This is a genomic window from Flavobacterium aquidurense, from assembly GCF_002217195.1.
Taxonomy (GTDB): Bacteria; Bacteroidota; Bacteroidia; order Flavobacteriales; family Flavobacteriaceae; genus Flavobacterium; species Flavobacterium frigidimaris.
The window spans coordinates 1-13732 of the sequence record NZ_MUGR01000028.1; the positions used below are offsets into that span (position 1 = coordinate 1).

The 13732-nt window shown below is 33.6% G+C and carries 19 protein-coding genes; all 19 read right to left on the reverse strand.

Annotated elements, in window-relative coordinates:
- Window positions 1-32 precede the first annotated feature (32 nt).
- Entirely contained in the window at window positions 33-722 is a 690-nt protein-coding gene (locus tag B0A67_RS14895) for a GNAT family N-acetyltransferase (protein ID WP_072956811.1), read from the reverse strand.
- A 39-nt stretch (window positions 723-761) separates the two neighbouring features.
- A complete protein-coding gene (locus B0A67_RS14900; protein WP_072956807.1) occupies window positions 762-1631 on the reverse strand; it encodes an alpha/beta hydrolase in 870 nt (289 codons plus the stop codon).
- A 139-nt stretch (window positions 1632-1770) separates the two neighbouring features.
- Complete coding sequence (locus tag B0A67_RS14905; protein ID WP_072956802.1) at window positions 1771-2274, reverse strand: SRPBCC family protein; 504 nt, start codon at window positions 2272-2274, stop codon at window positions 1771-1773.
- Between the two features lie 51 nt (window positions 2275-2325).
- Window positions 2326-2826 (reverse strand): SRPBCC family protein, encoded by a 501-nt coding sequence (locus B0A67_RS14910; RefSeq protein WP_072956800.1) that lies wholly within the window; start codon window positions 2824-2826, stop codon window positions 2326-2328.
- Window positions 2816-3142: an ArsR/SmtB family transcription factor gene (locus B0A67_RS14915; protein ID WP_072956797.1), complete on the reverse strand. Its 327-nt coding sequence runs from the start codon at window positions 3140-3142 to the stop codon at window positions 2816-2818. The genes B0A67_RS14910 and B0A67_RS14915 overlap by 11 nt, the downstream gene beginning before the upstream one ends.
- A 194-nt stretch (window positions 3143-3336) precedes the next feature.
- The gene (locus B0A67_RS14920; protein WP_072956884.1) at window positions 3337-4047 is read right to left on the reverse strand and encodes a M949_RS01915 family surface polysaccharide biosynthesis protein; all 711 of its coding nucleotides are present in this window, start codon (window positions 4045-4047) and stop codon (window positions 3337-3339) included.
- Window positions 4048-4127: 80 nt separating this feature from the next.
- Window positions 4128-4625 (reverse strand): YegJ family protein, encoded by a 498-nt coding sequence (locus tag B0A67_RS14925; RefSeq protein WP_072956795.1) that lies wholly within the window; start codon window positions 4623-4625, stop codon window positions 4128-4130.
- Between the two features lie 50 nt (window positions 4626-4675).
- Window positions 4676-5860 carry a hypothetical protein gene (locus B0A67_RS14930; protein ID WP_072956792.1) on the reverse strand — a complete coding sequence of 395 codons (1185 nt, stop codon included), beginning with the start codon at window positions 5858-5860 and terminating at the stop codon, window positions 4676-4678.
- A gap of 195 nt (window positions 5861-6055) precedes the next feature.
- On the reverse strand, window positions 6056-6445 hold the full coding sequence (locus tag B0A67_RS14935; protein WP_072956788.1) for a VOC family protein: 390 nt from the start codon (window positions 6443-6445) through the stop codon (window positions 6056-6058).
- Between the two features lie 129 nt (window positions 6446-6574).
- Window positions 6575-7132, reverse strand: a complete 558-nt coding sequence (locus B0A67_RS14940; protein WP_072956785.1) for a hypothetical protein — start codon at window positions 7130-7132, stop codon at window positions 6575-6577.
- 15 nt (window positions 7133-7147) lie between these two features.
- Window positions 7148-7516, reverse strand: coding sequence for a DUF5071 domain-containing protein (locus tag B0A67_RS14945; protein WP_072956782.1), 369 nt, complete (start codon window positions 7514-7516; stop codon window positions 7148-7150).
- A gap of 2 nt (window positions 7517-7518) precedes the next feature.
- A complete protein-coding gene (locus B0A67_RS14950; protein WP_072956778.1) occupies window positions 7519-8007 on the reverse strand; it encodes a DUF2947 family protein in 489 nt (162 codons plus the stop codon).
- A complete protein-coding gene (locus tag B0A67_RS14955) occupies window positions 7988-8707 on the reverse strand; it encodes a PA3715 family protein (protein WP_072956775.1) in 720 nt (239 codons plus the stop codon). The genes B0A67_RS14950 and B0A67_RS14955 overlap by 20 nt, the downstream gene beginning before the upstream one ends.
- A gap of 8 nt (window positions 8708-8715) precedes the next feature.
- The gene (locus B0A67_RS14960) at window positions 8716-9435 is read right to left on the reverse strand and encodes a hypothetical protein (protein ID WP_072956772.1); all 720 of its coding nucleotides are present in this window, start codon (window positions 9433-9435) and stop codon (window positions 8716-8718) included.
- A 324-nt stretch (window positions 9436-9759) separates the two neighbouring features.
- Window positions 9760-10128, reverse strand: a complete 369-nt coding sequence (locus B0A67_RS14965; protein ID WP_072956769.1) for a hypothetical protein — start codon at window positions 10126-10128, stop codon at window positions 9760-9762.
- Between the two features lie 93 nt (window positions 10129-10221).
- Window positions 10222-10635, reverse strand: coding sequence for a helix-turn-helix domain-containing protein (locus tag B0A67_RS14970; RefSeq protein WP_072956766.1), 414 nt, complete (start codon window positions 10633-10635; stop codon window positions 10222-10224).
- Between the two features lie 180 nt (window positions 10636-10815).
- Window positions 10816-11355, reverse strand: a complete 540-nt coding sequence (locus B0A67_RS14975) for a hypothetical protein (protein WP_072956763.1) — start codon at window positions 11353-11355, stop codon at window positions 10816-10818.
- A gap of 163 nt (window positions 11356-11518) precedes the next feature.
- A complete protein-coding gene (locus B0A67_RS14980) occupies window positions 11519-11833 on the reverse strand; it encodes a GIY-YIG nuclease family protein (RefSeq protein ID WP_072956759.1) in 315 nt (104 codons plus the stop codon).
- Between the two features lie 442 nt (window positions 11834-12275).
- Window positions 12276-13499: a diaminopimelate decarboxylase gene (gene lysA / locus B0A67_RS14985; protein WP_072956756.1), complete on the reverse strand. Its 1224-nt coding sequence runs from the start codon at window positions 13497-13499 to the stop codon at window positions 12276-12278.
- Window positions 13500-13732 lie beyond the last annotated feature (233 nt).

Genomic DNA, 13732 nt, shown 5'->3' on the forward strand with positions numbered 1-13732 from the left:
ATTTGTGTCCAGACGGTAGGTTGCCATCGGGGCTAGGCGAGAGGTTTAGAAATATTCCAGAAGCTCATTTTTCTTCTTGTGACAAAACCTAGTTTTTCATACAGACCAATTGCTCCAATATTACTTTCGACTACATGCAGGTAAGGCGTTTTGTTCTCCTCGAAAATTCTGTTCACCACATGTGCAATCAATTGTTTTGCGTAGCCTTTTCCGGTGTGATCAGGATGAGTAATAATAGCGCTGACCTCTGTAAAATCATTCATTTTCATGCGTTCCCCTGTAATAGCAATAAGTTGATTGTCTTTAAAAATGCCGTAATAATTGCCTAACGAAGGTGTTTTAGTTTTGAAATATCCCGGCTGAACCAAATTAACCAGCTGTACTAATGCATCATTATGTTCTTCAGTAAGTCTTACGATTTCAGTAGTAATTGGCAGATTTATTTTATTGTAAATAACCATTTGCAGACAAACTAATTCTTTTCCAATCTTTAGGGAATTACCGATTTCGGGTTTTTCGCCCACAATAAAAAAGCTTTCTGCCAAAGCAGAATATTGATTTGCGGCATCTAAAGTGCTTTCTGGTTTTACAAAACCTCCAAAAGGGCAATAATCGGGATTATAAAATTTAGTTCCATTATAATCAATAGTAAATGCGGTATGAGTTTCAGACAAAGAATTCCAAACCGGATTGTCTAATTTATGTTCTGCTGTATTTTTCATGTTTGTCAAACTTGTTTTTTCATTTCAAAATATTCGCTTTTATTCTTTGCCTTGCGGATAAAAGAATTTAAAGGAATTTGAAGCTGCAGGATGTAAAATAGTAGCATGATTTTCCTGAGGGAAATAATCAAAATACACCTTTATATTTTTACTTTTAGTAGCTTTAATTTTTTCGGCCAGCAGATTTGCATCTACTTCCATTACTCTTGGGATTTCTGTTGGCGTAAGACCTTCTTTACCAACAGCGATATAAATATCAGTTTGCTGTGTAAAATTCTCGTGCAAAATTGGACTGTCCAAATTTAATACAGCACCATTATCCCACCAGATACTTGGGCTTACAATGACATATTGATTAAAAAGAGTGGGTTTCCTGAATAAGATTTCGGTTTCTAACAATCCTCCTAATGATTGTCCTATAATGGTTTTAGAATGGGTAGTTTTGTATTTTTTATCAATAAAAGGCTGTAATTCCTTTTCGATAAAAGCAATAAATTTATCCGAATGTCCTGAAGTAGCAAAACGTTTTTGATCTTTTTCGATAGTGGTCGGAAAAGTAAAATCCCTTCTTCTGTCAACCGTAGCAATTCCCACAACAATTGATTTTGGAACCTGATTGATCCACTCAAAACTATTGAATTGTACTAATCCTGCAATATGAATAAAATCCTCGTCAGCTGAGCCATCCAGTAAATAGATTACAGGATATTTCGTGGCGTCTTCTGCTTTATAACCTTCAGGAAGATAAATGTTCAGGATTCTTTTTTCGCCCAGTTCTTTCGATTGTATTTCTTCAATCACACCTAACACAAAAGGTTTACTGGTATCTGTTGACTTGGATTTGTTATTTTGACTAAAAAGAAATGTTGAGGTAAAAAGGAAAAAGGTAAGACAAATAATTTTATTCATTTTGTGGTATTATTGACCATTTAGGTTTTGGTCTTATTATCTAAGCAAGATTTTTTTGTAAAACGAAAATACAAATTTAAAATCAAAAAAATCCCATTCGTTTTTGCCGAATGGGATTTTACCGAGTATGAATCAGATTTTAGTTTGTTCTCGGAGCAAAAATAGCATCCAAACCTTGCATAGCAATTGTAAAACCTTCTTTGAATCCCATTTCGATTATTTTCTCCAAATCAGATAATGTATCATGTTTGATTGCGATATCAACAATCGTTGAATCTCCCTGCTCTGAAAAACTCACATTCCAGTCAGAACGTGGGAAATCGTTGTTCAAATTTCCTTCATTATCCGAAAAAGCATCCAGATATTTGAAATTTGATTTTGGAGTTATAGAAGTAAAATCCGCTAAAGCCCAATGTTCTTCGCCTGCCGGACCAACCATGGCATACAGTCTTCGTCCGCCTTCTTTAAAGTTCATACTTTTTGTTTTAGATTTCCATGGGGCAGGAGCCCACCATTGGTCTAATATCTCCGCTTCTGTCCAGGCAGCCCAAACCTGATCAAGCGATGCATTGAACTCACGTTTTACATTCACCGTACTCGTTTCTTTGTTTACGGTAAAATTCATTAATAAACTAGATTTCATTTCTTTAGAGTTTAAATTTATTACTATTTAAATGGCATGACTAAAAACAATTTATTTTTGTGCTTCAAAGATTTTGTCCAAACTTTCCATTGCACTTGTAAATCCTTGTTTAAAGCCCATTTCAATTATTTTTTCTAATTCAGATAAACTATCGCGTTTAATTGCAATGTCAACAATGACCGAATTTCCTTGTTCAGAGAACGTTATATCCCAGTAAGAACTTCCCATATTAGAATCCGCGATTCCATTAGAATCACAAAAAGCAGCGGCATATTTGAAGTTGGTTTTAGGAGAGATTGAAGAATAGTCAATAGAGCCCCATCGTTCCTGATTGTCCGGTCCCACCATTGCATACAATCTTCGTCCGCCTACTTCAAATTGCATACTCTTGGTTTTAGATTTAAAAGGGGCAGGAGCCCACCATTGATCTAGTATCTCAGCTTCTGTCCAGGCTGACCACACATGATCGAGCGATGCGTTGAACCCGCGTTTCACATGCACCGTCTTGTTTTCTTTGTCCAGGGTAAAATTCATTAAAAGATTAGATTTCATGTTCTTTCGATTTTAAATTCATTAATACCTGATCGAGTTGACTGAATCGGTTTTCCCAAATTTCCTTAAACTGTTCCAGCCATTGGTCAACTTCTTTCATTTTGTCAATTTTAAGTTGATAATAAATTTCCCGACCTATTTTTTTTTCGTCTAGTAAATCGCATTCATTGAGAATTTTAATGTGTTTTGAAACGGCTTGTCTTGTTGTATTAAACCGCTCAGCAATTGCATTTGGCGTCAGGGCATTAGTAGCTACTAATACTAAGATGGCCCGACGGGTTGGGTCGGCAATAGCCTGAAATATATCTCGCTTCATTTTTATTGATTTAATGCGCAACTAATCAGTTGCAAATATAAGCAGACTTTTGGTTTCTAAAAAATATTTTGTAATCTTTTTTAGAAGGTTAGAGAAATGTAGTTGTTGATATACAGTGTTTTGACTTGTAAATGCCGATGGACTTTGATTGCTTCAAAAAGAAATCAATAAGATTTATAACAATGAAATAGGATTTAATTGTCCCAGTTTTCGACCAGGTTTTTATTCCATAAGTCTTTGGCAAAGTCCTGAAAGACTTTAGGCGCATTCTTAAAATTTGCATCAAATGTAAATTCACCACCTTCAAATGATCTTTTTCCATTTTCATCGATTCCAAATTCAACCTTGTTACGCCCTCTCATGGCATATTTCTGATTGCCTTCGTACATAATAATTTTCATGTCACAAGGGCTTACGTCGCCATGGCAAACGGTTTTGTACATTAACCATATTTCGGCAATACCATTTTTATTTAAGTCTGTAATTTTGAAAGTGTTTTTGACAAAAGCCGCTATAATATCAACAGGACAATCGGCAATAAAATCCTTAACTCTCCAGGTTTGTTTTGCTTCATTATCCGATATTATAAAATGATAGGCATACAACTCAGCGTCGCTGCTGTCTTCAAATTCGTGTGCCAGTTTTTGGTTTCTGTAAATGCCGGTTTCAGTCGTGATTACAATATTATCACCTGCATTATCTGTCCAGCGAACAGCATTTTTGATAAAACCTTCGTATTTAATTGAATTGGGAAACTCCGTCGAATCAATTTTAGTGACTGCTAAATTCTGGCTTTTAGCACCATTTTGTTCAGTGCTTTCAGATGCTTTCAGCTGTTCTTTTTTCTCCTCTCTGCAACCTGAAAATGTTATAATTAGCAGTGACAGAATTGCAATTTGTTTTATGTAGTTTTTCTTCAGCATTTTTTAAAAGACTATAGGATTTTGATAAAATACGCTTAAAAACAAGATGTTCTTACTGTTGCTTAATCTATTTGCATACCGCTTTCGGCATCAAATTGTTTTCTTTCGCTTTCAGGCATTCTGTTTCTCAGCACTTTTATGGTGTAACCGCCAAATAGTTTTCCGTTTTCAATATACATCCAGTCGCTAATGTTTTTACTGTCGACATTTAAAGTGTCTCCAATTTTATAATCCGTAATATATTCCGGTTCATTGTCTAAAATCCCCGAATATTTACCATCCTTAAACTGAACATCACTTAGCCAGATATGTTCTACATCAGTCTCGTTTTGAAATTTAACTTTCAGCGATTTAACTTCAATTTCCGCATTAAGTAACGCAGCATTAAAATCTGTCAGGGTCTGGTTGGCTTTTTCTATTGCTGCATTCATTTCTGTATCATTGCCTTTTACGTTGTAGATATCAGGCTGGTATTTTCTTTCCGTTTTTTCTGTCTTTTCAGAATTTTTACAGCTTATAAAACAAAATAGAATTAATGTAATAAGGATTTTAGTTTTCATTTTTTGATTGTATGGCGTTAAATTGTTTTTGGTTCAAATCAGGAATTTTATCACCTGAATTTATTTCGAACAATAATATCTTTGAGTCTCGCTTTCAAATCTTCGCCGGTATCGTACACCATTTGTTCGTTATTAGGGAATGGCACAGCACGTTTATTAAAATAATTCATGTAATTATCCTCACAAGCGCTTCTGTCTCCTTTGTAGGTAGAATAAATATTTTCAAAAATAGATTCGCTCGTGACCGGAAATGATTGTAACAGTGCATTTGTTTTTACATCAACATAATCTACTTTTGCCGTTATCTGGCAGGATTTAAACTGTCTGAATTCGTATACGTTTGCTCGAAGCCATCTGTAATTATCGACTTTTATTTCTTTGCCCAAACTATCTTTTACAGGTCTTCCGCGACTGTCTAAAAGCGTTTTTACACCATCTTTTACCTGTCTTTCTTTTATGAATTCTTTTTCTTTGATCTGTTCCGGAGAGATATTAATTTGTCTGAAATTAATCACCAGACTATAATCGTATATAATATTTTTTTGTCTGGCATTATGATAAACCGTCCATTTATCATTTAATCCGTAGGTTTTAAAATCTAATAAATCATCCTGAAGCATTTTCGGGATCACCATATTGGTTTCATTTGTAGCATAAACGTCTACAAAATCAGTTCCTTTAGACTGTGCATCTTCCATCAGTTTTTTGGTGTTTTTATATCCCGGACTCAGACTTTCCAGATAGAAAAAATCATCATAAGCTTGTCTGAAATCCAGTTTGTTTTTTGATTTTAAAAGAATGGAAGCTTTCTCATATAAATATTTTGTAAGCGCAATTTTACTGCTTACAATTTGGTTGGAGTAATTATCAAAAGCAAATGAAGCATTTTTTCCCTGTTTCAATAAAGGCAACGGCAATAAAGGCCTGATTTTTTCCTGACGGTTATTCAATTGCAAATAGGTATTGTAAACACGTTCTGCATTCGTAGGCGTAGCTTCTTTAATCATCAAATCAAGATCGCGCAAATCCCTGTCCTTTGCTTTTGCAAAAGCTTCTTCAAGTAAATAGACATAATCCTGTTTTCCTTTTGAGTCTTTTTTAGTTCTCAATGCCTCGACGGCACGATCTATGGCACCATCATAATTACCATCACTTAATAAGGATTGTGTCGTTTTTACGCCACATGACGAAAGGGATAAAAATAATATGGAGAACAGTAATGCTAATTTTTTCATTCTAAAGGCGATTGATTTTAAAGGTGTAAATATATCGGTTTTTAGATGAATTGAGATACTGTAAATTTTAAATTTAAGGAGCAGGAATTTTAGTTTTCATAAAGACCAATTGTCCCGCTTTTGCCTTTATCTCTTAGTTTTTATAAAGGGTAAGCCGCAATAGTGTATGTCTGATGGATTTACTGGAAGATCCTTTTATTTAGGCCAGTACAAGATATTAAATTTATGTCCGTCCGGATCAGAGAATCCAAAGAAATATCCTTTTTCAACAGTTTGAGGTTCAGCGAAAATCTTTCCACCTGCATTTTTCACATTCAGTAACCATTGATGTACTTCGTCTACGCTTTCGGCCGAAAGAGAGAAAATAATTTCATTCCCCAATTTTAAGTCGGCAGCTTCACTACTTATTGCCCACTTAAATCTTTCTTTTATAAAAAAATGAATTGTAAAATCATCCTCTCCAAAAGTAAAACTGGTCAATTCTGTATTGGTACCATTGGGTTTAAAACCTAGTTCACTGTAGAATTTGGTTGTTCGTGCCAGATCTTCTACACCCAAATTGGCCCATATTTTTTTAGTTTTCATAATAATGATTTAAAAAATTAGAACTTAGTTTCGACCATGAAATGATAATCGGACAATAAATTTATGCATTTTTAAATTAATAATTGTATAAACATTGATATGTAGTAGTTTATGCAAAGTATGGCGAGATTACTCCTGCTGAATCCATTCGTATTTGTTATTTTTAAGGTAAATGATTCCACCTCCGCAGCTTTCTTCGGCGTGAATAAATATTCCGTCATTTGGCAGTTTTATTTTGTCTTCTTCTTTTATTTCTTCGTCACCCATTATTTCGCCATCGTCACTTACATTATTCCAGTAAATTTCATTTTTTGGTGCTTTTTCGAATATTCCGGCCCAGTCAATTTCATCGAAACCTTGTTTTAAAACAACATTTCCCATTCCCAGATAATCAGTTCGTTTTCCGTTCCCGAATATGATTCTTAAGCCGCTTTTGTCATTATTGGTACTTCTGACAATTTCGACGGTTTCATTTTTTCCGTCGCCGTCTAAATCACATACCATTTTGTTTTTTTTATGTTTAGAAGATAGTACAATAGTATCTGAATCGCTTTTTGAATTTTCTTTTTCCGGAGCGATTTGTACAGTATCTTTTGCTGAAATTGCTGTTTTTTCGGTTGCTGTTTTTTCTTCTTTTTTGCAGGAAACAACGATTAATGCAGAGAGAATTAGAATTTTAATTTTCATGTTTAAAAAAAAAGTTTAATTAATAATTTCATTAGCGATTTCAGAGACTTCATTGTCTGTCTCCTCTTGTGTTGGATTTTTTGCAATCCTGTTTATTTCCTCAAGCACTAATTTATCTTTAGTGATTTTTCCGAAAGTTACGAGCATCCAATATTTCCAGACTTCATCTTTGCCCTGCAGAATTTTCAGTATTTCAGGTGCAATTTTTTCGGAAAACGGAAGTAAATATTCCGCGATAGGCTGACTAATTGGCCAATTCATATCCTGAAGCCATTCTAACAATTCCTGGATAATAGATTCGATTTGATCGTATGAACAGCTTTTCAGCCTGTCAACGGTTTCGTAATCAAATTTATCTTTTGGAATCAAGGTTTTAATATCCATATTTATAAGCGATCAGCAAGAGACAAGTTTCCGTTTGTACTTAAAATGATTACTTTTTTGCTTTTGGGATTGATGACAATATTGGCTTCATCTTCATATAAAAACGAAATCCAGTATTTGCAGATTAAGCGCCATGTAGTTTCTATTCCGGAAAATTTGTTCCAAAAGAATAGAACAGAGTCATCTTCATCCCAATCAATAAGATTTTTTACATTTTTGTTGAATGCGTCAATATTAGATTCATTCCAATCGTTTTGCCAGTTATATTCCTTTTTAATCTCATTTTTTATTTTCAATTCTTCAGGATGATTGATAAGCATCAAATGTCTTTTATTTTTCGAAACATATTTATCCCAAAGTTCAGAGCAATAATCATCTGTTAAAGCCTTTATTTTAGCTTTGTCATCCTTAGTTAATGCCGGAGTACAATATTCGTTTTCAAAACAATATAATTTTTCCGGAGCATCGTATTTATTTATACTCTTTTCCATTAAAAACTAATTTAGAGGTTTCTTTTCTAATGGTATCCTTAGAGATACAATCATCATTTGTGGGCGTGCTTATCGTTTTTACAATTTTAGTTTTGACTATAATATTGTTGAAATTATTCTTTTGCACTTTGTCCATATCAAAAGTCGAATTACGATCTTCAAATTCGCCGGCACAATTAGTGTCCCATTCTCCGTGTAATTCTGAAATGGTATAATTCTTAAGCACTTGCTTCAAAGAATTTTTATCTATAATGTATAAGGATAAATTGGTCTCACCAAACGGATTAGGCTTGCTGCTGCCATTAAAATCTACTCTGACTCCAAAAGCTCTGGTAGTTTTATTAAGAAGATACAATCCGGTATCAATCGTAATACCGGTCAGCAAAAAAGCATCAGATGTCCAGGCATGGGGCTCGACAGATTTACAGATTATTTTTCCTGTCGCATTATCGATTATTACAATATAAGCATCTAATACAAAATAATAATGACCTTCATTATCTTCTTCATTAATATCATATTTAGGAATCACCAAAACACTTTTTTCCTTATCGTAGGGTAATACTTTTTGAGTAAAAAGATTCAGATTTACCTGGCTTTCTTTTAGGTTAAGCTGTTTTAGAACAGTATTGAGATGATCGACATTTTGTGAAAACGAAAGTTGAAAACAAAATAGTAAGGCAAGAATAGATTTTTTCATCGTTTTGATTATTCTATACTGATTAGGTTGAATTTTTTAAGCTCAGGACTAAATTCATAATTAAAAATACTGCCTTTAAAACAATCTTTTGATTCTTCTAATAAATCAGAATCACTAATCTGTATTTTTTTTGTTCCAATGAAATCATAATCAAATAGAATTCGATTATCCTCCAGAAACTCCATGCATTTTTTATCATTTTTGTCAATAAGCAATGCTGTTAAATTGTCAAACAAGCTTTTGAACGGGATGTGTTTCAGTTCGCCGTTTAAGTATTCGAAAGCGTGAAGATCTTTTCCGTCGCCAACAACATCATTTGTAATTACAATATAATTATTGGCTTTTACTTTATAAATAGATAATACCCAATATCCGTCAACAACTTGAATTTGAAGCGTATTGGGTTGGGTGAGAGAAATTTTTGCAAAATGTTCTGCCGGTGTTGTCGTGTAGTTGAGTTTCTGTATTTGTTTTACAAATTCTATCCTTTCCTTTTTATCCCATCGCCAGCTTGCCATCGTGCTGTCCGGTAAAATAGTAAGAATATCAAAGAGATTTTTATGTTCTTGATAGCTGATTCTTAAAGTGTCTAACGCTCTAATGCCATCATTTTCTCTTTCTGAGCTTTCTTTTGTTTTTTCATCTGAAATTTTCGAATCTGCTTTTTCGTCGTTCTTTTTACAGGAAAATAGAAACACGACTAAAAGGGACAAAATTAATTGTTTCATTCTAAGAATGGGTTGGTTAGAAGTTATATACAAAAAATAGTGTTCGTGGGTATTTGAAAAATGGTTGACCAACAAAACGTATCTTTTGCTAAAATATAAAAATTAACTTACGCCATAGAGACTTTAGAATAGAAAGTTCAATTCTTATTTAATTTATAGCAGAAATATAGAATTTAGGATCAACTTTTTTTATCATTTTTATCAGGATAACGAAGATCTGCTTTATTGATAGTATGTCCTTCTTTTCGGTGATGCAGGAAATACAAAACCGAAATAGAAAAGACAGGAGAATTTGTTTCAATACAATAGACTTGTAAAATGCTTTTATTTTAGTTCTTTTCTGCTTTTTACCTGATACACAATTTCCCAGAACAAAATAGATAAAATAGCATTTGTAAATATTGCCGTTTTTACCAGATAAGGATCATAATTGGCAAGCAGGTGTAAATTTGCAAATTGTACGGCCAAATACAAACTTAGAGCAGCAATAGCGACAGCAGAAATCACATTGAGTAAAGGCGTCCACTTTAGGGCTAAGAAAGTATAAATCAGGTTTAAAACTGCAAAACCACAGCCTAAAGTAATATAAGGATCTGTTTTTAATACTTCACCCAGCGAAAGCAAAAGTGACGTTGTAGAAAGATATAAAAAGAAGAGTATGGAGTAAATTAGGATTCGGACTTGTAGTTTCATTTTGATGTTTTTTTATTTTGATAAAGGTCAAAAAAAATGCACAAAGTCCAAAGATATTTGTGCATTTAATAAGAGTTTTATTTTTCACGAAGATTACTTTCCTTTTAGTAATTTTTCTAAATATTCATTTTTTTCTTTTTCAACCTGTACCAAACGTTCGTAAAGTTCAACCACTTTATCAAGGGGATTGAATGTGCAATAATTATTTGAGTTTTCACCTGAATTATTACCTGCGTTGATTACGCTATCTTTTGTATCGTAATACGTATTGAAATAATTAAAAACTGATTCTTCCGAAAAGTTTTCAATAGCTTCTACCGTAACACCAAGAACTTTTGCAATTTCTACCAGTTTTTTGGTTTCGATTTCCTCGCTTCCTTCAATGCTTGAAACAGTTTGTTGACTTAAGCCAATGGCTTCAGCAAGTGCTTCTTGTTTCATGCCACGAAGTTCTCTGATTCGGCTTATATTTCTGCCAATATGCTTGGGTTTTGTTGCTGTGCTCATACTTCAAAGGTATTTAAAATTTTTTTTACAAAATAGTGCTTGGTAAAAAACAAGTTTTTTGGTACGATACTATTTTTGGTTGCACAAATATATGTTTTTTCGGACATGTAATTGATCTTTTCGTTTCAGGATTTCATCAACATTGTGAGCTGGGGTTCATTATCCGTTGTGCGTACAGATTTAGTTAGATTTCGAAAGCGATTCAATTGGTGGTTCAATATTGTTGCTTATTTCAGGCCTTGGCCCCGATAATGCTTTGTCTACATAACGATTGTACTCAAGAGAATAATATTTCTGCCCATCAGTTTGTGTTAAGCCATTAAGAGAGATGTTTTCGCCCGAATAGGAACTAGTAGGCAATTGATAGCGTTTGTTTCTCTTGCTATATTTGAATTTGTATGTCGGCAATGTTGAGATGAATTTTTTATAAGCCAATTCTGTTTTCAAAAAATATTTTATATTAAGATATTCACTTCCTTCTCCGTCTTCAATAAAGGTTAGTTCAATAATTTCCTTACTGTTTTGATTTTTAAAAATAAATTTTCTTTTGTTTGTCAGAATTGAATCCGTACTTAATTTAAAACCCTTTGATAAAAGCTGTTTGTGGTCTGTTGGATTATGATCATTATACGCTTTCCTAAAATCTGTTATTTTTAGGATTTGTCCAAAAGAGAAATTTACAAATAGTACTAAAATTAAAATACAAACATTCTGTTTCATAGTTCTTATTGAATAAGTTGTTCGTGTCTGTTTTGTGTTGGGATATCAGGCTGAGTTTCCGGCTCCAATTATCCACAATTTTGTTCATTTCGATCCCGATGCTTCGGGGAGAGAAATCTTCGCAAAAGTCTCTACAAAGATTGGAAATATAGCTTAGATAAAATTATAAGAATAAATCATTCAAAAAATCAAGATTTGGATTAATAGTCTTTATCAATTCAATTTTCTTTTCTCTTCGCCAGTTTTTTACTTCTTTTTCACGAGCAATTGCTTCTTGAACCCAGGTAAACTTTTCATAATATAGTAAGTATGTAGCGTGATACTTTGAGGCAAAAGTTTTATTTCCATTTAAGTTATTTTCTGCATGTTGGCTTAAACGAATTCTTAAATTATTTGTAACTCCAGTATAAAAAACAGTTTTATGTTTGTTTGATATTATATATATGTAATAACTGTGGTAGCCTTCTTGTAATTGCATTTTCAATTTTTGGCTAAAGTTAGAATTTAATTTTAAGATTTTTCTTTCTTTTTATTCTGGATTTGATATGCTTTGTAGAGTTTCTTGCGAGGATTTCTCCTTACGTCGAAATGACAAGATTGCGCTGAAGCTTCGACTTCGCTCAGCCCGACAAGATTGACTTTATAATATTATGATAAAAAAATCCGTTTCAATCTGTGTTTTCGCAAAGCGAATCCGCGTCATCCGCGTTCTGTTATTGACTATTTGCTTTGTCGAGTTTCTTGCGAAGATTCTTCATTCCTCAGAATGACAAACGTTATGGTTACTTTGCGTGAGCTTCGACTTCGCTCAGCCTGACAAACGTTTGCCAATCTAAAATCTAGAATCAGAAATCTGCAATAAAAAAATCCCGCCTCAATTAAGAAACGGGATTCAATAGATATTCTCTTTTTTTTTATTTTTAAACTGTTGCTGCAACTTCTTGTGGCAACGGAATTTGATTTTTAAGCAAATCTTCGAATGTTTCGTGTTGACGAATTAAGATTCCTTGTCCGTTCATCCATAAAACTTCAGCTGGTTTGTATCTTGAATTGTAGTTCGAAGCCATCGAGAAACAATATGCTCCGGCGTTTCTGAAAGCCAGAATATCACCTTCGGTAATTTCTGAGATTCTGCGGTTGTTGGCAAAAGTATCCGTTTCGCAAATGTATCCTACTACAGAGTAAAAACGCTCTTTTCCTTTAGGGTTAGAGATGTTTTCGATATGGTGTGACGAACCATAAAACATAGGACGGATTAAGTGGTTGAAACCACTGTCAACTCCGGCAAAAACTGTTGAGGTTGTTTGTTTTACTACGTTTACTTTCGCTAAGAAGAAACCTGCTTCGCTTACTAAAAATTTTCCTGGTTCGAAAATCAACGTCAAATCTCTACCGTATTCTGCGCAGAACGCATTGAATCTTTTTGATAGTTTTTTACCTAATTCTTCGATGTCTGTTTCGATATCGTCTTTTTTGTAAGGCACTTTGAATCCGCTTCCGAAATCTAAAAACTCAAGGTCTTTGAAGTGTTTTGCAGTATCAAACAAGATTTCAGCAGCATACAAGAATACTTCGATATCAAGGATATCAGATCCTGTGTGCATGTGAATTCCCACGATGCTCATTTTGGTATTCTCTACAATTCGCAATATATGCGGAATTTGGTGTACAGAGATTCCGAATTTACTATCGATGTGTCCTACCGAAATATTAGCATTTCCTCCCGCCATTACGTGCGGATTGATACGAATACATACCGGAATTTGTGGATATTTTGTTCCGAATTGCTCCAGAATAGATAAGTTGTCAATATTGATTTGTACACCCATTGCGGCAACTTCTTCGATTTCTTCAAGAGAAACTCCGTTTGGTGTAAAAAAGATTTTTTCAGGTTCATAGCCAGCATGAAGTCCCAATAAAACTTCTTGAATCGATACAGTATCTAAACCAGATCCCATGTTCTTTAATAACTGAAGAATCGCAACGTTAGACAATGCCTTCATGGCATAATTAACTCTCAAGTTTTCTACCTTAGAGAAAGCTTTAGTTAACCTGTTGTACTGAGATTGGATTTTTTCGGCATCATAAACATATAATGGACTTCCAAATTGGTCTGCTAACTGCAGTAAATCTTTTGCTTGCATTTTTTAAACTATTTTGAGCAAAGTTATTACACTTTTGACTAACGGCAAATTAATTGTAGAAAAATAACAAATTATAACAAATTGTTTGTTTTTAAACAAAAACTAGCTTATTTCGAATTTTTATAAAAATTTTAAGCCCACGGATTGTACGGATCAAACGGATGAACACAGATTTTTAAAATAAAGATAAAAAAAATCCGCGTAATTTCGTCTAATCTGTGACATCCGTGGGC